The 21,999-nt window shown below is 59.6% G+C and carries 21 protein-coding genes, 1 pseudogene and 1 riboswitch; of the genes and pseudogenes, 4 read left to right on the forward strand and 18 right to left on the reverse strand.

Going from position 1 to position 21,999, the window contains the following annotated elements:
* Window positions 1-482 precede the first annotated feature (482 nt).
* The 5 genes from H8B02_RS19160 to cysD all read right to left on the reverse strand — a co-directional run bounded on the left by H8B02_RS19160 (window position 483) and on the right by cysD (window position 5,154).
* On the reverse strand, window positions 483-1,142 hold the full coding sequence (locus H8B02_RS19160; protein ID WP_312001038.1) for a HoxN/HupN/NixA family nickel/cobalt transporter: 660 nt from the start codon (window positions 1,140-1,142) through the stop codon (window positions 483-485).
* Between the two features lie 219 nt (window positions 1,143-1,361).
* Window positions 1,362-1,517: a hypothetical protein gene (locus H8B02_RS19165; protein ID WP_229167662.1), complete on the reverse strand. Its 156-nt coding sequence runs from the start codon at window positions 1,515-1,517 to the stop codon at window positions 1,362-1,364.
* 93 nt (window positions 1,518-1,610) lie between these two features.
* A riboswitch (cobalamin riboswitch) is annotated at window positions 1,611-1,815 on the reverse strand.
* Between the two features lie 185 nt (window positions 1,816-2,000).
* Window positions 2,001-2,198, reverse strand: coding sequence for a hypothetical protein (locus tag H8B02_RS19170; RefSeq protein WP_229167663.1), 198 nt, complete (start codon window positions 2,196-2,198; stop codon window positions 2,001-2,003).
* Window positions 2,199-2,314: 116 nt separating this feature from the next.
* Window positions 2,315-4,198, reverse strand: a complete 1,884-nt coding sequence (cysN, locus tag H8B02_RS19175) for a sulfate adenylyltransferase subunit CysN (protein WP_229167664.1) — start codon at window positions 4,196-4,198, stop codon at window positions 2,315-2,317.
* The gene (gene cysD, locus H8B02_RS19180; RefSeq protein ID WP_274617496.1) at window positions 4,198-5,154 is read right to left on the reverse strand and encodes a sulfate adenylyltransferase subunit CysD; all 957 of its coding nucleotides are present in this window, start codon (window positions 5,152-5,154) and stop codon (window positions 4,198-4,200) included. Before cysD ends, cysN begins: the two co-directional genes overlap by 1 nt.
* A 1,004-nt stretch (window positions 5,155-6,158) precedes the next feature.
* Between cysD and H8B02_RS19185 the strand changes: the two genes are divergently transcribed.
* A complete protein-coding gene (locus H8B02_RS19185; RefSeq protein ID WP_229167665.1) occupies window positions 6,159-6,584 on the forward strand; it encodes a Ulp1 family isopeptidase in 426 nt (141 codons plus the stop codon).
* Between the two features lie 561 nt (window positions 6,585-7,145).
* On the opposite strand, the gene H8B02_RS19190 is transcribed toward H8B02_RS19185, so the two are convergent.
* The 12 genes and pseudogenes from H8B02_RS19190 to H8B02_RS19245 form a co-directional block, all read right to left on the reverse strand.
* Window positions 7,146-7,331 carry a hypothetical protein gene (locus H8B02_RS19190; RefSeq protein ID WP_076829490.1) on the reverse strand — a complete coding sequence of 62 codons (186 nt, stop codon included), beginning with the start codon at window positions 7,329-7,331 and terminating at the stop codon, window positions 7,146-7,148.
* An 808-nt stretch (window positions 7,332-8,139) separates the two neighbouring features.
* Window positions 8,140-8,406, reverse strand: a complete 267-nt coding sequence (locus H8B02_RS19195; protein WP_229167666.1) for a hypothetical protein — start codon at window positions 8,404-8,406, stop codon at window positions 8,140-8,142.
* 67 nt (window positions 8,407-8,473) lie between these two features.
* Window positions 8,474-8,701 carry a cbb3-type cytochrome oxidase assembly protein CcoS gene (ccoS, locus tag H8B02_RS19200; protein ID WP_229167667.1) on the reverse strand — a complete coding sequence of 76 codons (228 nt, stop codon included), beginning with the start codon at window positions 8,699-8,701 and terminating at the stop codon, window positions 8,474-8,476.
* Window positions 8,701-10,887 carry a heavy metal translocating P-type ATPase gene (locus H8B02_RS19205; RefSeq protein ID WP_229167679.1) on the reverse strand — a complete coding sequence of 729 codons (2,187 nt, stop codon included), beginning with the start codon at window positions 10,885-10,887 and terminating at the stop codon, window positions 8,701-8,703. Before H8B02_RS19205 ends, ccoS begins: the two co-directional genes overlap by 1 nt.
* A gap of 12 nt (window positions 10,888-10,899) precedes the next feature.
* Window positions 10,900-11,400 (reverse strand): FixH family protein, encoded by a 501-nt coding sequence (locus H8B02_RS19210; RefSeq protein ID WP_229167668.1) that lies wholly within the window; start codon window positions 11,398-11,400, stop codon window positions 10,900-10,902.
* Between the two features lie 23 nt (window positions 11,401-11,423).
* On the reverse strand, window positions 11,424-12,893 hold the full coding sequence (gene ccoG / locus H8B02_RS19215) for a cytochrome c oxidase accessory protein CcoG (protein WP_229167669.1): 1,470 nt from the start codon (window positions 12,891-12,893) through the stop codon (window positions 11,424-11,426).
* Window positions 12,894-12,940: 47 nt separating this feature from the next.
* Window positions 12,941-13,812: pseudogene (gene ccoP / locus H8B02_RS19220) on the reverse strand (cytochrome-c oxidase, cbb3-type subunit III).
* Between the two features lie 7 nt (window positions 13,813-13,819).
* Window positions 13,820-13,984: a cbb3-type cytochrome c oxidase subunit 3 gene (locus H8B02_RS19225; protein WP_229167670.1), complete on the reverse strand. Its 165-nt coding sequence runs from the start codon at window positions 13,982-13,984 to the stop codon at window positions 13,820-13,822.
* 11 nt (window positions 13,985-13,995) lie between these two features.
* A complete protein-coding gene (gene ccoO / locus H8B02_RS19230; protein ID WP_229167671.1) occupies window positions 13,996-14,730 on the reverse strand; it encodes a cytochrome-c oxidase, cbb3-type subunit II in 735 nt (244 codons plus the stop codon).
* An 8-nt stretch (window positions 14,731-14,738) separates the two neighbouring features.
* Window positions 14,739-16,391: a cytochrome-c oxidase, cbb3-type subunit I gene (gene ccoN / locus H8B02_RS19235; RefSeq protein ID WP_229167672.1), complete on the reverse strand. Its 1,653-nt coding sequence runs from the start codon at window positions 16,389-16,391 to the stop codon at window positions 14,739-14,741.
* Window positions 16,392-16,427: 36 nt separating this feature from the next.
* Window positions 16,428-16,889 (reverse strand): hypothetical protein, encoded by a 462-nt coding sequence (locus H8B02_RS19240; RefSeq protein ID WP_229167673.1) that lies wholly within the window; start codon window positions 16,887-16,889, stop codon window positions 16,428-16,430.
* Between the two features lie 328 nt (window positions 16,890-17,217).
* Complete coding sequence (locus H8B02_RS19245) at window positions 17,218-17,445, reverse strand: hypothetical protein (protein ID WP_229167674.1); 228 nt, start codon at window positions 17,443-17,445, stop codon at window positions 17,218-17,220.
* A gap of 1,303 nt (window positions 17,446-18,748) precedes the next feature.
* Between H8B02_RS19245 and H8B02_RS19250 the strand changes: the two genes are divergently transcribed.
* Window positions 18,749-19,084, forward strand: a complete 336-nt coding sequence (locus tag H8B02_RS19250) for a hypothetical protein (protein ID WP_229167675.1) — start codon at window positions 18,749-18,751, stop codon at window positions 19,082-19,084.
* 5 nt (window positions 19,085-19,089) lie between these two features.
* Here H8B02_RS19250 and H8B02_RS48570 read toward each other — a convergent pair whose 3' ends face one another.
* Window positions 19,090-19,293 (reverse strand): hypothetical protein, encoded by a 204-nt coding sequence (locus H8B02_RS48570; RefSeq protein WP_312001037.1) that lies wholly within the window; start codon window positions 19,291-19,293, stop codon window positions 19,090-19,092.
* Window positions 19,294-19,424: 131 nt separating this feature from the next.
* On the opposite strand from H8B02_RS48570, the gene H8B02_RS19260 reads away from it, so the two are divergent.
* Window positions 19,425-20,855, forward strand: coding sequence for a PAS domain S-box protein (locus tag H8B02_RS19260; protein WP_229167676.1), 1,431 nt, complete (start codon window positions 19,425-19,427; stop codon window positions 20,853-20,855).
* Window positions 20,852-21,457: a response regulator FixJ gene (fixJ, locus tag H8B02_RS19265; protein ID WP_229167677.1), complete on the forward strand. Its 606-nt coding sequence runs from the start codon at window positions 20,852-20,854 to the stop codon at window positions 21,455-21,457. Before H8B02_RS19260 ends, fixJ begins: the two co-directional genes overlap by 4 nt.
* The last annotated feature ends 542 nt before the right edge of the window (window positions 21,458-21,999 follow it).

Genomic DNA, 21,999 nt, shown 5'->3' on the forward strand with positions numbered 1-21,999 from the left:
ACGATCCAACCGTCCACCTTGCTGTGCTTCGGAAGGCCCATCCGTCTGATGTCAAATTGTACCGGCGCCCCTGCGGTTCCGGAGCCACTAGACACACAATGTCTGTTATCAACGTCTGTTATCAACCATGCGGAACAGCTATGGCATGCGTTAAGCCAAATGGCCTCCGGCAGACCTGGTGCGGCGCAGTTTGGCCCCGCTCGTGGCGACAATCCTATTCCACAAATCTGGTCAAGTCCGGCACATCGCCCGGTGATCGAAGGGGTGAATCATGCAGAAGCTCTCCATGATGTATCACAACGCGCGGGAACTCGTCGACGGAGGTGCTTTTGCGCATCGGGTCGCGCATAAGCTTGCAAGCTTCCGCGTGCGAAGCTCATCTGGTTGTGTGAGCTCACCCCGGCTTGAGTGGCTTTTCGAGTCCTTGCCAGCGATATCGCAAATGACCTCGCCCAACTGACCAGGAAGATGCCAACCACGAGTTAGCCGAAACTGGCCAAGCTCTCGTTGAGATCGCCCACCGCGCTCCAGAAGGTGCCTTCAGGCGCCAATTTGTTGGCGAGCGGGCCGAGTGCCTCGATGCCGCCGATCAGCAACGCCACGACGACTGAGATGGCCGTAATGGTCAGATTGTACCAGATCTTGCGGATCGGATTGAGGAAAGCCCAGCCATGCGCGCCGACCATCAAGACGCTGTCGGTCGTATCGACGAGCGTCATGCCGGCAGTGAAGAGAGCCGGAAGTATCATCACCGTACTGAAGTCCAGCCCTCCCGAGGCTTGCCCGGCTGCGACTGTGAAAAGGCTGATTTCCGTCGCCGTATCGAACCCGAGGCCGAACAGCAGACCGATCGCGAACATCAGCCAGCTCGCTGTTACCATGCGAAACAGCCGACGCAAGAGCCGGGACAGCAAGCCACGACCGGACAGCACCAGATCGAACTCATGCTCTTCGACGTGTTCGCCCCGCCGCGCACGCTGAAAGCTCCGCCAGACATCCCGTAGGATCAGGACGTTGATGGCGGCAATCGTCAGCAAGAAGAAGGCCGACGCACCGGTGCCGATGATGCTGCCAACCGCCCGGAACTCCTGAAAGAGGCAGGGTCCGATGATCATAACCATGCGCAGCACTAGATGGACAATTGCGCTGGTCGCACGGCATTGGAGTTGAGTGGCATTTCCTACTTCTCAGGGCGGGGACCTCGCGCGGTGCAGGTTGCGTGCCCGCTCTGCCGCGCTGCGCGCTGGACCGCTTCGCTGCGGCTTCTATTCCGTTGTCAGCCCGCGTCCCGCGCTTGCGCCGCGTTGGCCCTTCTACCTCGATCTGAGCCGTAGTCAAGTTTCCGAAATCACCGGTGCGGCTCAGCAGCCAGTGCTAGAAAGATGCCGAGCGGCAGCGCCGCTGTCGTGTGCCAACTCTGCGCGGATGAGATCTGTTGAGGTGCAGCCACCGAATGGCTGGGTAAAACCTGATTGGAAGTTGAACACGTGCTCGACGGCGAACAATTTGACCGTCACGCCTCTTTCCCACCATGATCTGCCTTTCGCCGCGAGCCTGGCGTATCCCAAACGGGCTAACCAATGCCTCGGAGCACCCTGTCCGACGCATTCGTGCATGACAAGCTGGCAGCAGTTTTCCTGGCTCGCGGGTCGCGGCTCTTGACCACCTTCCCAGGATCGCGAATCCCAGTGCCATGAAATGGTTATCGACTCGCCGCCTACAGTTGCGGGGGTAGCTCCGGCATTGTCTCAAGAGAGGACGCACCGAGCGCCCTTGAATCGCCTTTCGGGCACTACCGACGACGAAGTGAAATGGCTTCAGAGGGCGTGTCAAGTACTCGTCGGCGAACATCATCAGACACTGTGGCTTAGGAAAACGGGGTAGCTTCACGCTCAATCTCGGATTGCGGACGAGATCGAGGCGTCAAGACACCGCGGCTCTGCTGTCGAGAGCTCGGCGGGGCGCTAGCCGCACACGCAGGAAAAGGCCAGTTGAAACACTCAGGCGACTGGAAGCCTGACTTCCTCTCTGTCCTTCGTCATGACGTCATAGACCCTGACCTGGAGCATGGGGCGGCGCTTCTTGAGCTCTTGCGCTCCTGCCCAGGCGCCGTCTCTTGTCGCGAATTCAGTTTTTAATTGACCGTCGATTTCGAGCACATAACCAGAAGCGGGCAATCGACGAGTGGATGCAACCATCTTTTTCCTTTAGAGCGACGAGTCCGATCGATGGCCCTGTTTATCCCGAGTCGCCTTCGCCGCGCCAGTACGCTGGTGAGCGGCACCTGCAAGGCGAACTGACAGCTTGTATCTTACTAACGTCCAAGGAGTGCCCGCGCCACCAAGACATCGACCACGGCTTCCGCTGCTTGCTCAGGCGCCTGCTCCATGGTCCTGAGATGAATTTCCGGTCTTATCGGTGCTTCGTAGGACGTATCGATGCCGGTGAAGTTCTTGATCTGACCGGATTTCACCTTTGAGTAGAGGCCTTTTGGATCGCGCCGGGCGCATTCTTCGATCGGCGTATCGACAAAGACTTCGATGAACTCCTCGTTGCCAATCAGGCTGCGGACCATGTCTCGTTCTGACCTGTAGGGGGAGATGAACGAGCAGATCACGATCAAGCCGCTATCCGCCATCAACTTGGCAACATGCCCGACACGCCGAATGTTTTCCGCGCGCTCGGCCTCCGAGAAGCCGAGGTCCGCGTTCAATCCGTTCCGGAGGTTGTCGCCATCCAGCAGCATCGCATGCCGCGACATTGCAAATAGCTTTTGATCGACGATGTTGGCAATGGTCGACTTTCCTGCGCCAGATAGGCCGGTGAACCAGACGACGCAAGGCTTCTGATTCTTGAGCGCGGCGCGCTCACTCCTGCCCACTGAAAACGCCTGCCAGGTAACATTGGCCGCCCGCCGCAGCGGAAACGCAATCATGCCGGCGCCGACCGTACGATTGGTGTAACGATCGATGACGATAAATGATCCGGTCTTCCGATTGACGTCGTAAGCATCGAATACGACGGGCAATGCGGTCGCAACATTGCAAAACGCGATCTCGTTGAGAGAAAGCGTCCTGGCCGCCAGCTGCTCACATGTGTTGACATCGATCCGATGCCTGATTGCGGTAATGCTGCCGGCGACCGTCTGCGAGCCAATCCGCAGGATGTAATTTCGTCCAGGAGCGAGCGGCTCGTTGTCCATCCAGATCAGATGAGCGGCGAACTGGTCGGCGATATTGGGTCGTTCGGTTGGCAGCGACAGAAGGTCGCCACGGCCGATATCGATCTCGTCTTCCAGTGTAATGGTGACGGCATCACCGGCCTCGGCGCCGACAAGGTCGCCATCCTGCGTCACGATCTGCTTGATCCGCGTGGTCCGTCCGGACGCGGCGACGACGATCTCGTCTCCTGCCGAGATCCTCCCGGAAGCCACCGACCCGGCATAGCCGCGAAAATCCGGGTTGGGCCGGTTCACCCATTGGACCGGAAAGCGGAAAGCCTGGTTTACGGTGTCGGACTGGATATCGATGCTCTCCAAATGCTCCATCAGAGATGGACCATGATACCACTTGGTATGAGCGGAGCGGTCGACGACGTTGTCGCCGTAGCGGGCCGAGATCGGGATCGGAACGATCGAGGTAAAGCCAAGGCCGGCGGCAAAGGCCAGATAGCTGGCGACGATCCGATCGAAACGCACCTTGTCGTATGCGACAAGGTCAATCTTGTTCACTGCCAGCACGACATGACGAATACCGAGCAGCGAACAGATGAAGGAGTGGCGGCGGGTCTGAACCAACACGCCTTTGCGAGCATCAATCAGGATGATGGCGAGCTGGGCATTCGAGGCGCCGGTTGCCATGTTGCGGGTGTACTGCTCGTGACCGGGAGTATCGGCCACCATGAGGGAGCGCCGCGGCGTCGTGAAGAAGCGGTAGGCGACGTCGATCGTGATGCCCTGCTCCCGTTCAGCCTCGAGCCCGTCCACAAGCAGCGCGAAGTCGATATCACTCCCGGCGCAGCCGTGCCTGACGCTGTCGCGCTTCACCGCCGTGAGCTGATCTTGGTAGACCATCTTGCTGTCATGCAGCAACCGACCGATCAGCGTCGATTTTCCGTCGTCCACCGAGCCGCATGTTATGAATCGCAGCTGGTCTTTGGTCCCAGTCCCGAGAGGTCCGGATGTCGCTTTGGAAGTCATCAAAAGTAGCCTTCCCGCTTCTTCTTCTCCATCGAAGCGGCTTCATCGGTATCAATCAGGCGTCCCTGACGCTCCGACACCGTTGCAGTCTTCATTTCTGTGATGACGTCTTCGATCGTCGTCGCGTCGGATTCAATAGCCCCGCTCAAAGGATAACATCCGAGCGTGCGAAAGCGGATCATGCGCATTTCCGGCCTCTCGTCGCGGTTGAGCGGCAATCGTTTGTCGTCGATCATGATCGTCGCGCCATTTCGACGCACTATCGGTCTTTGCTTTGCGAAGTAGAGCGGGACGACCGGGATCTTCTTGAGCATGATGTATTCCCACACGTCGAGCTCGGTCCAGTTTGACATCGCAAACACGCGCATGGTTTCGCCCGGGCGGATCCGTGTGTTGAACAGGTTCCAGAGCTCAGGCCGCTGGTTACGGGGATCCCATACGTGTCCGGCCGCACGGAAGGAGAGGATCCGTTCTTTTGCACGGCTCTTTTCCTCGTCGCGCCGGGCTCCGCCAAAGGCGGCATCAAATCCGTGGAGGTCGAGCGCCTGCTTCAGAGCGTCGGTCTTCATCACCTGGGTATGAAGCTCGGAGCCGGAGTCGATCGGATTGATCCCGCGCGCGATGCCCTCCTTGTTGACATGGACGATCAGGTCGAGGCCGAGCCGCTTGGCTGTCGCGTCCCGGAATCTGATCATCTCGCGGAACTTCCAGGTCGTATCGACGTGAAGCAGGGGGAAAGGCAATTTGGCCGGATAGAACGCCTTCATCGCAATGTGCAGCAGCACGCTCGAGTCTTTTCCGATCGAGTAAAGCATGACCGGCCTTTTGAACTCGGCGACCACCTCACGCATGATTTCGATCGATTCAGCTTCGAGACGACGCAGATGTTTCGGCAGCATATATGTTCTTTTCGATGCAGGATCTTTGTTCTTCGCCGTTCTACGGCGGCCGCCCAGAGCAGGAATATCGGCTGCGGAACGGCTCACCGGTGTACGTGGCTATCCAAAAGTTGAAGTGCGCGTTGGGCAGCAGACTGACACACCCGGGGGGCTGTCGCATTCCGCCGTGGTACCGCTGGCGCCTGCGTCACACGTTATCGCGCAGATCAGCTCGTTGAGGGCTAAGGATCCTGGCGAAATCAGCCAGCATGTTTTGATCGCAAGCACCCAGATCACCCTAGGGGATATTGAGGAGCTGCTCAAGCCGCGTGACCTCACCTCGCAAGATCACGATAGCCGCATTGCTGGAGCAGGTGCGCCAGGAGCGTCGTCCCGGATCGTGGACGTCCGAAGAGAAAGCAGACCGCAGGCGAACGGCCAAAACCACCGCTCATCATTCAGACCCTCGTGCTTGAAAAGCGAACCCCATCGCCGCTCGTTCAATTGATCGAAATAAAGCCAGCCGCGGGATCACTCGAGGGCGACCGCCTGCGTTCCAAGCATCAATACGACAAGAATTTCGCCTGCCACTCATGATTAGAGAGCCGTTCAATTCGATCGATTGGGCGGGATCACCGAAGCATTTGACACCTGCAATCGTCCACCCGATTGCTCGACAGTTGAAACGAAGTCAAGTGCCAGCTCAATTGCACGAAGATTGGCTCGGGATATGGGAAGGTTGGAGGGAACTATACGGACGTTTACCGAACAGCCACCCGCGGCACATGGCACGTTATTACATATAGTCGACACGATGTTGTTTGCCGGGCCATTAAAAACGTAAATGCGACATGCACCTCGCTGATGCTCGGCATACCCCATGAAGCTCGGCAAAAGAGCGGACAGCTCGGCGACTGACCCTATCGTCGGGGGCGCATCAATCGTATCAGCGCGCGGTATCGATGGCTCGGCGACGAGCACATCCAGAGGGATTACGAGCCACTCGAGCAGTGGCTGCAGGAGAACCATCCGGATCTCGCCGCCCGCACGCAGCTCGTCGATCCTCTTATAGCCATTATCAGGTGCGCCTGGCGGCGGTCGATGGCGACGCGCGAGGTAGATTCCAGCGCCTCATCGATCGGAATGGCAACGATACAGCCGACTTCCTGTTCCTGCCCATGAACGATGCCGATCGTCCTAGCCAACACGGCAGCCATTGGTCGCTGCTATTCGTTGATCGCAGGGCCCGGCAACGGCCGGTCGCCTATCACTACGACTCCATCCGCGGATACAATGACGCTCGTGCAGCAAGGCTCGCAGACCGGCTGGGCCTCAGCCTGAGGCTGGCCGATATGGCCCGGCAGCAGAACGGCTATGATTGCGGCGTCTTTGTCGTGGACGGCACGCGCGCGTTGGTCAGGGGATTGGCAATTGGTCAGCCAGGCCTGCTGAACCTTAACAAGCTCAGCATCAGCCGGCTCGCACTGAAAGACCGGCTAAGGAGCTGAGGTCTCGGCTCGTGCCGATGGGAGTAGAGCGGCTCTCGCCGCCGCCGGCGCCAGACCATTGTGCTGCGCTGGGCGACACTTGCAGCAAGTGATCCGCTTGTCCGTTCGGCATGAGCCGAAGGTCCTCATCGCCAGCCATGCAATCGACTTAGGCTGGATCCCGCTCCGATTGACACGATCGGCACAGCCGCGTCTCGCCGTTACCGTGGACAATCATGGCCCTCGACAGCGATCCGCCGCATTCTTCGAACGTTAACGGCAACGAGCGAGCGTCGAGACAATTTCCAGGCGGGAAACCTTCGAAACAGGTATGGCCGGTCGTAAGATTGTGTCGTGACTCTCGATCATACCGGGCAAAGCGGCCTTCGCGGTTGTACATCCTTTCAAGAAACCTCAAAGGATGACGAAGTGCTGCTGCCCGTTCCGCGACAATGACAGCCAAGTACGTGAAAAGCTCTTTCCACAGCAATAGGCAGGCCAATGTGCAAAACAATTTCAATGGCCATAAAGGGCGGCCCGCGAGCCGCCCTACTATGCCGGCTACCAGCGCTGCTCAGTAAGCTACCGCTGATGTCCGAGTCCGATTCCGAGATTTAAGGCCTTCTGGCGCAGCGCACCGACGCTGCGTTTGGTCATTTTTGCTATTTTTATGACCGGGGTCCGAGCCTTCGAATGGACTTTGAGCTCTTTGATGTCTGCCTTGGTCCACTCGCGCCGCTTAACGCGTTTCTTGGTTGCTTTTTTCACAATGAATGCTCCTTTTGAGAGGAGCGGCTTGTAACACAGTTTTTTCAGAGCGACACCGTAAAAAAGAGACAATCATAGGAACTCGCGCCAGCGTATAAGCTCCATCATTCGTTCAGAAGACAAGGCGTGTGGACTAGTTGCGGCTGTGGAATTGTAAACTTGGTACAGATGCCGTCTTGAGAGGCTTCGTTATAATTGAACGCAGCCTCTCGATCGACACCTGTTATTCGAAGCTAAGCACGCGGACTAACATGTTTCTGGAAAGAAATGAGCGACCAGGCTGCGGTAAGCCTGAATAACTCCAAATCGGGCAGGTTCGTGATTTGTGTTAAGCGTGGAGAGATCAATGATCGAGGCCCTATGAGACATCGTAGCGGTCTCCACCAACGGTCGCCCTTACCACGCTTGGCGCGCGGCGCCATCTAGACTGCCAGAGCCTCCCTTGGGCTGGCGAGAACACCAGATCGAATCTTCTCTTTACCCGTCGTCCGGTCTCGGCTCAAGGTATCGGAGGGACAAGTCTGTTCGTATGAACAGACAGCTTTCACTTCGTTTGACGCAGGACCGAGAACGCTGTGATTTCAGCGCCCGCGATGATCTCTCATAGAGAGGCTTCGGCTGTCGTGAAGATGAGCGGCCGCGCTTCAGCCTTGATGGCACGATCTTCTTCCAATTTGCTTTTGTGATGTATGCATATTGGCGAGAGAGACGAAGCCGACGCTTGATCGTCCGCGACCGAAGTTGTTGCGCAGCGAAAAATGCGTTCGCCCTATTGGGCCACGTCAATCTCGTGATAAGATGCTCAGCCTCACCGATCCAAAGCGGACCGGCCGTATCCATCGAGCATTGTCCTCACCGCGAGGCCGGGCTCAAGCTTGCCGGATAATGCGATATCGTCACTCGATTGATTGGCGGTCAAAATTGCGATGACCGATGAGGCTGCAGCTGCCGGGCTTTCGTTGCGTTCGCGAAGGCGACGGATTCTCGAGGCGCGACTTGCAGCTATCGCGGTGTCTCGGTAGCCCGACGTGCTACCGAGCATCTGTTGCTGATCATGGCGCATTGCCTTGATCAACAAGCTATCGCTGCCTGGCCTTGCGACCGCGTGTCTCGCAGCGCTGTGGACCACTGGAACGGCCGAGCTAGCACTCACCTGCACAGCGCTGACCAGCACTTCCGCAATCGCGCTGGTCCATTTGCACCATTTGGACCGGCGCCGAAGGCTCGTTGGGCTCGTCATCGGCGACGGCGCGCCAGGCCGCGCCATCGAGATCGTCATACTGGCCACTGTTCAGCGACCACAGAAAGCCGAGCAGGCCGACGAAGCCGAGTGCAAGAGCGAGTGGAACCAGATAGACCAAGACCTCCATCAGACTGCCTCGCTCCTTCGCGCCCGCAGCGCATTGAGCATGACCAGCACGGACGAACCTGACATCGCCGCGGCGGCAATCAGCGGCGTCACCAGGCCGGCGATCGCTACCGGCACCGCCAGGACGTTGTAGACGCCCGCGAGCCACAGATTCTGCCGCATCAGCCGGAGCGCCTTGCGCGAGTCCATGACCGCCGTCATCACAGGCCGAAGATGCTCACCGAGAAAGACCGCATCAGCGACCGCCTGGCTCAGATGAGTGGCCGTGACGGGCGACATCGAGGCATGAGCAGTTGCGAGCGCGGGCGCGTCGTTCAAGCCATCGCCGACCATCAGCACCTTGTACCCCTCGCTCGTCAGGCTTTCGACTCGGGCGACCTTATCCGTCGGCGAGACGTTGGAGCGCCAGTTTTGAATGCCGAGCATCGCCGCCGTGCGCCGAACTGCTGGCTCGCGATCCCCCGACACGATCTCTACCGTGACGCCAAGGCTCGCGAGGCCCGCGACGACCTCGGCCGCGTCTGGCCGCATGCGTTGGCGGACGGCGAAGACGTGTTTGCTGTCGCCGTGGCTAAAGACGACGACAGAAGCCTCGGGTTCGCGGCAAAGGGTTTCGTCAGCGAGGCTGTCAGCGCCGCAGAAGGAGGGGCGGCCGAGCCGGATCTCCGACCCATGATAGTAACCCCTGACGCCCCGCCCCGGCTCCTCTTCGATATCGGCCAGCGGCTCGCTTGCGCCGGCAGCTCGCGCCACGGCGACGGCGACCGGGTGGCGGCTCGATAACGCAAGCCGGCCCGCCAATCTGACGACGTCGTCGGGAATGCTGGCGAGATTGGTGACATCGAGCTCCGGCAACGTCAGCGTTCCGGTCTTGTCGAAGATCACCCGGTTCACCTCGGCGATACGCTCGATCGCATCCCCGGCGTTGAGCAGCACGCCGGACTGGAACAGGGCGCCGGAGGTCACCGTCTGTACCGCGGGTATAGCCAGACCCAGCGCGCAAGGGCAGGTGATGATCAAGACCGCGATCGCGGTGACGATCGCGTCATGCAAGGTCGCGCCAGAGGCAAGCCAGCCCAGCATCGTCAGGAAGGCCGTTGCGTGAACGATCGGTGCATAGAGCCGCGAGGCGCGCTCGGCTAGGCGCAGATAGCGCGAGCGCGCCTGCAGGGCATGATCAAGCAGGCGGGAAATCTCGGCGAGCAGCGTGTCGTCCGAGGCCGCTACCGCGCGGACGCGCAAGCTACCGGATCGCACCAATGTACCGGCGAACACTGCGCTGCCAGGCGCCACGAGCGCCGGCAAGGTCTCGCCGGTAATGAGGCTTTGATCAACCTCGGAGCACCCCTCGATCACGTTGCCATCGACGCTACAGCATTCGCCGGGTCGCACCAGCACGACGTCCCCCGGTTTGATCGCTGACGCCGGAACGGTTCTGATCTCCGTCGGGCTTATGAACTTCGCGGCGGTGTCCGCCTTGAGTGCGGCAAGATTGCCGGCGAAGGCGCGGGTGCGCCGCCTCATGTTCTGGTCGAGATAGCGGCCTGCGAGTAGGAAGGCGATCAACATGATCGCCGCATCAAAATATGCATGCTCGGCATGAGCGATGGTCTCGATCAGCGAAGTCGCCAACGCGAGCAAGATGCCGATGCTGATCGGCACGTCCATATTGGCCCCTCGCGCCCGTAGCGCGGTAAAAGCGGAAGAGAGGAACGGTTGCGCCGAATAAGCCGCGGCGGGCAGCACGATCAGCGCGGAGAGCCAGTGAAAGAAGTCGCGCTGCTCCGGCAGCATGTCCGAGACATTGCCAGACCATACCGGGATCGAGAGCATCATAACGTTCATCGCGGCAAAGGCAGCGACGCCCAGTCGCCGCAGCAAGTCTCGCGCCCGCTCCGATTCCAGTGTCTCCGCATTGTCCCGCTGAAAGGGATATGCCCGATAGCCTAGTTCGGCGAGCCGCTTGATGAATAGCGCCGGATCGAGCGCGCCTGCTTTCCATTCCAGCGCCAACCGGTTATCGGTGAGATTGACGCGTGCCGAGGTCACGTCCGGAATGCTCGACAGATTGCGCTCGATCTTGCCCATGCATCCCGCGCAATTGATCCCCTCCACCGCGAGGTCGAGTTGGACGAGGCCCGTGCCTGTCCTCTTCAAATAGTGCGAAAAGTCGATGTCCGGCTGCATGCCCATGTGTTCTCAGTCCAGGACGATGCGGTTTTTCGACAGAAACATGCGGCGGCCGTCAGCCCTGCCGTCGATCAAGAGATCCCACTGCCCGACAGCGATCCCCTCCGCGCTCCCGTAGTAGGTTCCAGCATTTCCCTCCGCCACATTGATCGCGCGATCGGCCCGGCGGTCGACCGGTCGCTCGAGCCGGGCCACGAAATTCATTCCCGCCAGAGGCGCGCCTGCGCGGTCGCGTGCCTCGATCGCAAGCACGGCCCGACCATCGGACTGCCGTTGGACATGTACCTGCACCTGCCAGTTTCGCTCGTTCTGCTGCCGTGCAGCCAGGATCTCACGCTGATACGCGAGGCTCGCGCTGTAGGCGCTGTCAACCTCCGTTCCCGGCAGCGTCGTGATGGCAAAGCGCATCATGACCAGATTGGCGCCGATCACGACCGAAAAAAAGGCGACAATAGCGATCACGACAAAGCGTCCGGTGATTGGCCGCGCGACTGGAATTGATGCGGTCATGGGAAGATCCCGTCAGTGATTTCCTAGGGGAAGATGAAGTGATCCGTTGCGGAGGCGACCTCGCCGAGGCCAATGTCGGTGACCCGAACTCTCAGCGGCATCGACCGTTCCGATTTGTCGTCGGCCGGCGCAGTCACCAATAAGCGTAGTTCTGTCGTGGTATCTCGAGCCAAGACAATCATCGGTCGTTCCACGGTCACCGAATCTACGCCGACGACGTGGACGGACGTTTGGGGCGGCCCATCGATGTCGATCGCGATGACGCGGTCGAAGGTGCGCTGGTTAAGCAAACGCACCGTGTAGCCGTTGCGAATCGAACCATCGCTGAGCCTGACCGCCACGGGGTTGCGATCGTGCAGCACGCTGACATCGAGCAGCGTTCTTGACAACAACCCATAGAGCATCATCGCGCAGACGGCCGAGATCAAAGACGCATATACGATCGTGCGCGGACGCACCGGCTTGAAGACCTCCGACTTGCCTTCCATGCGGCGCCGGATATTGACGTCGTTGTCGTAACCGATCAGACGAGTTTTGCGCCCGATCTTCTTCATGACGACATCGCAGGCGTCGATGCACAGCCCGCACTGGATGCAGCCCAGCTGGGCACCGTTGCGAATATCGATCCCGGTCGGGCAGACCGCCGCGCATTGATTGCAATCGATGCAGTCTCCGATCTTTTCGCCGCGCGCACGCAGATCGAATGACTTCTTCAATGAGCAGCGCTGCTCGCCGCGATCGCATTTGTAGGTGACATTGAGCGCCCACTCGTCGGTAAGCGCGGCCTGGATGCGCGGCCATGGGCACATATATACGCAAACCTGCTCGCGCATGTAGCCGGCCAACAGGTACGTCGTAGCGGTCAGTATCCCGATCCAGATATAGGCGATCGCAGGCGCCTGGAATGTCGCCAGATCGCGCACCAATGTATGCGCGTCGGCGAAGTAGAGCACCCAGGCGCCACCGGTCCACCAAGCGATCATCAGCCAGATTGCGTGCTTTAGGACACGCTTTGCCGCCCGCTCCACTGTCATCGGGCGTGCGGCGGCCCTCAGCCGGTCGCGACGGTCGCCCTCGACCCAACGTTCTACCGCATAGAACAGATCGGTCCATGCCGTTTGCGGACAAAGATAGCCGCACCAAATCCGTCCGCCCAGCGCGTTCATCAAGAACAGTGCGAGGGCGGCAAGCACGAGCAGCCCGGTGAAGTAATAAAGCTCCTGCGGCCACAGCTCGATAAAGAAGAAGTAGAACCGCCGGTTCGGGAAATCGAGCAACACCGCCTGGTCGGGAGCGCCTAAGCCACGCCGCCAACGCACGAACGGCAGCAGATAGTAGATGCCGAGACACACCACCATCAGCCGCCATTTGATCGTGCGGAAAGTGCCGCAGACGCTCTGCGGATGGACCTTCTTATGAGCTGTATAGAGAGGCCCATCCTCGCCGATCGGCAGGTCATCGCGCGAAACTGTCTCGTTGACGGCGAGCTTCATGGCCGACCTTACATCAGAGCCTCGTCAATGAGCCGGTTGGCTCTTGCCTATTGTCCGCCACCGAGCGAATGCACATAGACCGCAAGTGTCTTGATTGTGATGGGATCGAGCCGCCCGCTCCAGGCCGGCATGATGCCCGCGCGGCCATAGCTGATAGTCTCGATCAGCGTCTCCTCATCCGAGCCGTACAACCAAATGTGGTCCGTCAGATTCGGCGCGCGAGTTCCTGATTGCCTTTGGCGTTCTCCCCATGGCAGACCGCGCAATTGTCGGCAAAGATCCTCGTGCCGGCGGCAGCATCGAAATTGGCCTCTGTCGACAGGGCTGACAGCGATCGCACGTAATTCGCTACCGTGGCGATCTCATCTTTCTTGAGGATGCCGTCGCGGCCGAAGGCCAGCATTTGCCCCTCATGCGCCTGAGCATGCCCGGAACGTGCGCCGAACCGGATGGTCTGCTGGATCTGATCGAGCGATCCGCCCCACAACCAGTCATCGTCGTTGAGATTGGGATAGCCCTTGGCACCTGCGCCGCCGCTCCCATGACATGGCGCGCAATTGTCCGCGAACACCGTCTTGCCCCGCGCACGGGCCAGTGCCAGCAGGGCCGGATCCGTCTCGATCTCTGTCAGAGAGGATGTGCCGAGAACCGCCATCTTCTCGCCCCGCAGCTTCTCGAGGTCGGCAAGGTCGTTGACGACGCTGGCGCGGGACGAATAATGAAATACGCCGGTCGTGAAGCTAGAGAGAAGCGGCCAGGCCGGATAAACGACCCAATAGCCGATGGCCCAAAGGATCGTGGCGTAGAAGGTCGAGATCCACCAACGCGGCAGCGGCGTGTTGAGCTCCTTTATGCCGTCCCATTCGTGTCCCGTCGTGGAGCGGCCGGAGATGCGATCGAAGTCGTTGTGGTCGGTCATGGTCTGGTCAATCCCGGCGCAGCGGCATGCGCGCCGCAGAGTCAAAACGCCGCTTGTTGCGAGGCCACAGCGCATAAACGACGATGGCCATGAAGATGCCGACGAACAACGGCGTCCAGATGGTCACGACGAAGCTTGACGCCAGGTTCTCGATGGAAATGACGGCTTTCATCACAGGATCCTTCAGCGCAGATTGGCTTTTTCGTCGTAGAGCTTGAAATCGATCAGCGTACCGAGCATCTGCAGGTAGGCGATGAGCGCATCGAGTTCGGTCGGATTGCCAACCATCCCGTCGAAATTGCGCGCAGCTGCCTTCGGATAGCGTTTCTGGAACGAGGCGAGGTCCGCGCTGTCAGGATCGAGCTGGGTCTTCAAGTCAGTGACGGCGTTTTTGATCTGATCTTCGGTATAGGGGACACCGACCGCCCGGTTGGTGCGCAAATGTGCGGCCGTATCGGTGAGGTCGAGCTCGGTGTTCGCCAGCGTCGGATATCCGGGCATCACCGACTGCGGCACGATGGCGCGCGGATTGATCAAATGCGTGACGTGCCATTCATCGGAATATTTCGCGCCGACGCGTGCAAGGTCCGGGCCGGTACGCTTCGACCCCCATTGAAACGGGTGATCATACATGCTCTCGGCAGCCAGCGAGTAATGTCCGTAGCGCTCGACCTCGTCACGCAAGGGCCGGATCATCTGCGAGTGACACAGATAGCACCCTTCGCGTACGTAGATGTTGCGGCCCGCAAGCTCGAGCGGGGTGTACGGGCGCACGCCGTCTACCGCCTCGATCGTACTCTTGAGGTAGAACAGCGGCGTGATCTCGACCACCCCCCCGACCGCTATCACGGCAAGGATGCCTGCGATCAGGATAATCGAGTTCTTCTCAAATATCTTGTGTCGGTTCCACAGAGACATGCGACGACCTATTCCGCGACTTGGAGCGCTCCAGTGTCCTGGATCTGATCGGTTTCCTTTGCATTCACCGTCATCCAGAGATTGGCGGCCATGATCAGCGCACCAATCAGGAACATTGCGCCCCCCGCGGCACGGATGATGTAGAAGGGATGCATAGCTTCGACGGACTCGATGAACGAGTATTCGAGGAAACCTAGCGAGGTATAGGCGCGCCACATCAGGCCTTGCAGGATGCCGGACACCCACATCGCGGAGATGTAGAGCACGATCCCGATCGAGGCGATCCAAAAGTGCCAGTTGACGAGCTTGAGGCTGTACAGCTGGCGATTCCAAAGCCAGGGGATCAGGCAATAGAGCGCGCCGAATGATACAAAGCCGACCCAGCCCAGCGCGCCGGAATGCACGTGGCCGACGGTCCAATCCGTGTAATGACTGAGCGAGTTGACGACCTTGATTGCCATGGTGGGGCCCTCAAACGTCGCCATGCCATAAAAGGCGACCGAGACCACGAGCATGCGGAGCACCGGGTCTGTGCGCAGCTTGTCCCACGCACCCGATAGCGTCATCAGGCCGTTGATCATGCCGCCCCATGAGGGCATCCACAGCATGATCGAGAACGTCATGCCGAGGGTCTGCGTCCAATCCGGCAGCGCGGTGTAATGTAGATGGTGCGGGCCGGCCCAGATGTAGAGGAAGATCAGCGCCCAGAAGTGGATGATCGAGAGGCGGTAGGAATAGACCGGGCGCTCGGCCCGCTTCGGAATGAAATAGTACATGATCGCCAGGAAGCCGGCGGTCAGGAAGAAGCCGACCGCGTTGTGGCCGTACCACCACTGAAACATGGCATCCTGCACACCGCCCCAGGCGATGTAGGATTTCGAGCCGAACACGGAGACCGGTAATGCAGGATTGTTGCCAATGTGGAGCACCGCAATGGTGATGATAAAAGCGAGATAGAACCAGTTGGCGACAAAGATGTGCGGCTCCTTGCGCTTCACCAGCGTCATCAGGAACACGAGCAGATACGTCACCCAGACGATCGTCAGCCAGAGATCGGCGTACCATTCGGGCTCGGCGTATTCCTTTGACTGGTTGGCGCCGAGCAGATAGCCAGTGCCCGCGATCAGAATGAAAAAATTATAGCCGACCACCACGAACCACGGCGCAAGATCGCCAGCGAGGCGCGTGCGGCAGGTCTTCTGCACGACGTAGAACGAAGTCGCGATAAGCACGTTTCCGCCGAACGCAAAGATCACGGCCGACGTATGCAGCGGGCGAAGCCGGCCGAAGCTCGTCCAAGGCAGATCGAAATTCAGTGCGGGCCAGGCAAGTTGCGACGCGATAAAAACGCCTACCGAAAAGCCCGCGATGCCCCAGAACATCGCCATCACCGAGGCGAATTTGATCGGAGCGACATTGTAATTCGGCCGGCCCTTGATCTGCGCCGGCGGCAATTGTGCCGGGCGCTCATAGTAGCGATTGAGGATGGCGGCTGCGGCGGCCAGACTGGCGGCGGAAGCGAGCAATGCGTGGAAGCTAAACGCAGAATCGTGCCCCATCGCCCCTGCGAAAAAGCAAACGTAGGCAGAAACAGCGAATACCGACATCAGGCCTGCTTCACCCATGGTCATGGATTTCGAGGCGGGGGATGGGCTTGTCATGTCTTGGCCTTCTTTGAACGCGGGCTTGCCAGGAAATCACATTTTCCGGCGGCGGAACGATTGAGCGCGATCAATCGCGAAAACGTTGTGGGAGTCCCCGATCTCACGCGCGAGCGCGCGCAGGGTTTGTTCGTTAGGGCAGCCTTTGAGGGGATTTACAGACTGACGCCGCTCGACGTCGGCCGCGCAGCGGGTCTTGCTCTGACACAGGCCGCATACCCGCTGCAGATCGCGCAATACGTCTCCATGGCAGGCGGCAAGCGCATTCTCGGAAAGGCCGGCAAGTGCGAGGCGCTTGCTTAAGAGTTCAGGAGAGCCCGGACTTTGCGCCATCCTTCGAAAATCGGACGTGGACAGATTAACTTCACGCGCGATCGCGTCGATGTCGTGCGCGCTCAAATAGGCCAGTTCGGCTGTCCGGGACAGGCTCGCTCGTAACCGGTTGAGCAGCTTCTTGAAGCCCCAAGGGCCACCGATATATCCGGATTGGCTAACCATGTGTCATACCCCTCGAAGCAGCCATAGCTGGCGGAGGCAGATTTGTTTTTGACATGCATCAAATAAGACGTCTGTGGGGGCAAATCGTTCGATCCGGATCGCCCTGCCCGGACGAGGCTCGGCGGTGCGCTGCAACGAGCCCGCAGAACCGCAGGCCGCGAATGTCAGGCGAGGTCTACTCAGGTGCCGCGGACAACAGAGCGCCTGCTCAATTGGCGGCAGAATCGCGAGCTGTTCTCTCGATCGACGCTCGGAAGACAATGATCGCGCCTCGATTGGCAGATTGCCCCCGCGATCAGGATTTGGCGGACTTCGCTGGCCGCTCTAGCTAACCACCCCATGCCGGCGGCAATGCAGGCGGGGTTCGAAGCTCCATCGCGTCGGCGAAGATGGTCCAATCGTGGACACCTTTTTGCCTGCAGAAATTGGTCTCTGCCTGCTGTGCAGCAGCACTCAGCGAGGTGGCATCCACCCTGAACGCCGCCTGACAGGCCCGATGCTCGTGGCCGGTATCGTCACAAACGGTCTTGATGAACCGAACGTTAAATGAAGGCATGACAACCTGCTCCTCTGCGTTTGCTTATCCCCATTCTGCCATTCGCGCCTCGAGAGTATTTGATTTGTCTCAAGCTGCATCCCAAAGAGATTGCCTGCTCTCGACTTCGTCGAGATAAGGTCGAGCCTTGGGCAGCGTGATGCGAGTGCTCTTTCGTCCTGCGGAAGCTGCAGTCGCCAAGCGTCCAGATTTGGCGGACCATATCTGCTTGAAGTGGCTCAGGAACAGCAGCTTCTCGTCTGCTCATGCGTTGGACCGATAGAGTTGAGGCGGCGCTGATTCAGAAATTCTCGAAGAGACGGTTGGCAGCAGAATGGACGGTCAGCTCGAGATGCCGATCGTTGATCTCGATCATACACGAGGCTTTCCGGGCACCTCCGGCTGATTGCCAGGCAGCGTGCAAAGCCATTTCTGGCGAGCCGGAGCCGAAGCACTATCGGCGGCGAGAGCTGCCCGCACGCGAGCAAATGGGGCGAACCGCCCCCCTCTCGCTCCTGATGGTCCACCCTGCCGCCGCAACGGCAAAGCCGATGATCAGGCTAGTCGCAGCCAAAGTTTCGATAAGCCCAAGGTTTAAGGCTTCGGCGCCAAAGCCTATGGCTGCGATCAGCGCGGGCAAGACCAACGACAATGTGAGGCGAGCAATCAATTTACCATCTCCTTCGCGGCTCTCGCAGCATCAATGACACGCGTTGTCATGGTGCAATGCGCTTGAGCTGCGCCGCCTCAACATCGCATATTGCGCGTCCTGCATTTTGATTTCCATCAAACTGGCTAAACAAGAGGTGTCGCGGACTGACGCGCGGCCCTGTCGAATTACCCGGGGCTGGTACACGTTACCTGCGGCGCGCTCGCAGCGACCACTCGCCGCGGGCCGTTCTGGACGCGCAATCAGCTTTTTTGACCTGCATCAATACTGCGGCGGGGGCTTCCGGATAAAAACGACCTTCCAGTCAAGGTCAGACACATGGCAGATAGAGAGACTCGGCGCCCCATCATCTTTTCGTGCCCAAATACTGGCGAGCGGGCTCAACGGCTGCTGCCGGACGCACCCGAGCCGTCTGCACCCGGTTACCTGCGGCGCGTGTGATGCTACCCACTTCATCGACCTGCGGATCGGCGCGATGCTCGGGTCGATCGCAGCTGGCCCATCCGAATGCCATCAAGCGAATTCTGGCGTCGTACCGTTCCGGCCTGGAGACGCCGCCAGACCCGTAAGGACGCGGTCGACGCCATTAACACTCAACGCCCCATGCTGACGCCGTGGGACAGGGAGACTTCCGACCGACGAAGGATGTTCGACATGACAGACCACGGCGACACTTTTCCCGCCGCGGGCACGATTGCGGGGACGACAGTGCAGTCCAGCTGCTGTACAACAGTAATCGATACTAACCGGGGCTGGCTTGAGCTGATCCGGATCGACGCGACGGGATCTCGGGAGTTGTTTCGCAGCGCCAATCCTTTGGTCGGCGATCGGATCACGACCCAGCACGACAGGTTCGGCGGCACCACGTCCCAAAGCACCCGGACCGCAACTGGCGTGATCGAGATCATGCGCCGCTTGGGCGAGATTGCGCTGAGCCCGTCCGCGCAGCGGCTAAGCGATCCGGCCCGTCGTGTTCGGAAGGTTGCCTGATTTTGTCAGCCAGCGGCGATGAACACCGTCCAGGATCTATTGGCAACCTGACGTGGGAGCGGATCGAAACGGCGCCCTTTGACCGGGACCTGGAGATCGCGGTGATCGAGGGTAATGCCATTCACCGGTTGGTTTTTCCTTGCCGCCGGATCTTCGGCGGCTGGGTCAAGGCCAAGACCGGAGAACACGTCGCTGTGCAGCCCACGCACTGGCGCATCTGGCCGAGATAGCGGCGGCCGCCCAGCACAATAGGTGGCGCAACCCAAACGCGGCTGCATCCGGTGGCCCCGCATCGACAAACATTGTAGAGTCAATCGAATGAGAGGGTTTACCGCAAATTATGACCGACCACATCTGGTACCGCTATGGCACAGCCGCGGCAGCCGCCGCGCTGGCTCTCGTGCTTCGCGCGGCGCTGGATCCGTATCTTCAGGACCGTACGTTCACGATCATCTACCTTCCGGTCATCGTTTTTGTCGCTTTCGCCGGCGGCCGCGGACCGGCCATTTTCGCTACGCTGCTCTGCCTGATCATCAGCGCGGCATTTCTTGGGAAAAGCCTCATTACCGATTCGGCGAACATGATCGATATCGCGGGATTCGCCGTACTTGGCCCCCTCCTCGGCTTCATGGGCGGTCGGCTGCAGCGGGAATCAGAGCAGGCGCGGTACCGGCAAGCCCATCTGCAGTCGATCCTGGACACCCTGCCGGAAGCGATGATCGTGATCGACGAGAAGGGTTTCATTCGCTCGTTCAGCGCCGCGGCAGTGCGTTTATTCGGTTGGTCTCCGGACGAGGTGGTCGGAGCAAATGTATCCAGGTTGATGCCGGAGCCCTACCGCGCCGAGCATGACCGCTATATTGAACGTTATCTGACTACCGGAGAGCGGCGCATCATCGGCATTGGCCGCATCGTGGTCGGCGAGCGGAGCGACGGCTCGACCTTTCCGATGGAGCTTGCCGTCGGTGAGGCCAAAGTGCGCGGCGAACGGTTCTTTACCGGCTTCATCCGAGACCTCACCGAACGGCGGGCGCAGGAACGGCGACTGCAGGAACTGCAATCTGAGCTCGTGCACGTGTCGCGGCTGACCGCCATGGGTGAGATGGCCTCGTCTATTGCCCATGAGATCAACCAGCCGCTCTCCGCAATTACAAACTACATGCGTGGCGCAAAGACGCTGCTGGCCTCAGACAAGCCGGACGCCAACCGTATCGGTGATGCGCTCGAACATGCCGCCCAGCAAGCCCTGCGCGGCGGCGATATCATCAAGCGCCTGCGGGAATTCGTTGCCAAGGGCGAGACGCACCATACAATGGAGAATCCGCTCACGCTGCTTGAAGAGGCGGTAGCTCTGGCCCTGCTCGGCGCCAAGGAGCAAGGCGTGCGGGTGGCTATGCGCAGCGATCGCGATCTGCCATCGATGATCGTCGACAAGATCCAGATCCAGCAGGTCGCGCTGAACCTGATACGGAATGCGATCGAGGCGATGGCTTCCTGCCCGCGTCGCGAATTGACCGTCGGAGTTGCCAAAGTCGATGGCCTCGCCAAATTTACCATTGCTGATACGGGCCCTGGCATCAGCCCTGATATCGCCGACCGCCTGTTCCAGCCCTTTGTCACGACCAAGGAGCATGGCATGGGTGTGGGACTATCAATCTGCCGGACGATCATCGAGTCCCATGGCGGCCACATCGTTGCGGAAGCCAATCCGGGCGGCGGCACGGTCTTTCAGTTTACCCTGCCATTTGCGGAGGCTAGTGAAGAAGCATGACCATGCGGCGCATTCTTGTGATCGACGATGACGCCGCGATACGGGACTCGCTCGCGTTTCTGCTTGATGTTAGTGGCTTCTGCGTAGCAACCTATGAGACGGCGAACGGCTTCCTCGGTGACGTCGCGAGCGGTCCGGTTGACTGCATTGTATCGGACATCCGCATGCCGGGCATGAGTGGCCTCGAACTGATCCGCAAACTGAAGGCCGATCGCGTCGACTATCCCGTCATCCTGATAACTGGTCATGGCGACGTATCGCTGGCAGTGGACGCGATGAAAACGGGCGCGGTCGACTTCATCGAGAAACCGTTCGAGGACGAGGTGCTATTGCGTGCGATCAATAGTGCCTTGGAAGCGCGGCCAACGAAGCCAGCGGATGAAGCAGCGAAACTGCAGGCGGAAGCCCGCCTGGCGAACGTCTCATCGCGCGAGCGTGACGTCCTGCAGGGACTGCTGGCCGGCAAGATCAACAAGGTGATCGCCCATGATCTTGGCATCAGCCCGCGAACGGTCGAGGTTTACCGGGCGAACCTCATGGCCAAGACCAATGTTCGCAGCATGTCCGAGTTGATGCGGATCGCCATCTCCGCCGGGCTCTAGCAGCATCGCAGGCGGTGTGGAACGCCGTATTCAAGCATCAAGCTGCGCGCTGCAACCGGTGAACGGATCGCACCGAGCTGGTCATGTTGTTGGTGGCTAGTCTTTTGTCGAATTCGACGATGGATGATCCTCAATCGCCTGGGCATTCTTTGAAAGCGCAAATTGTACCTTCGGGCGTTCGACTGCTTCACATGGCGTAGCGCCTAACATGCGCAGCGTTGTCAGCCGACTTTACACCTTTTGCGCTTCACGCAGCCGTGCATGCCGCGATCGTTCGGTCGATGCGATCAGGGTAGGCCTTACGATCGAAGACCTGGTAGCCGGCATCGTGGTAGAATTGAATAATTCGAGAATTACTCGCGAGGTCGTTAGTCCGTAGACCCAAAACGGATCCATCGACTCTGCTCGTTTCACGAACCTGAATATTCGGTGCGTCGTTTCGGCCAGAAGTATCGCTCCAACGCGTCTTTCTCGCATATCGGGAGCGAGCGCCATGCGATGGAGATACACCCCAGGCTGAAGATATGTCGCATCACGAGGCG

This window comes from Bradyrhizobium altum (assembly GCF_020889705.1).
Taxonomy (GTDB): Bacteria; Pseudomonadota; Alphaproteobacteria; order Rhizobiales; family Xanthobacteraceae; genus Bradyrhizobium; species Bradyrhizobium altum.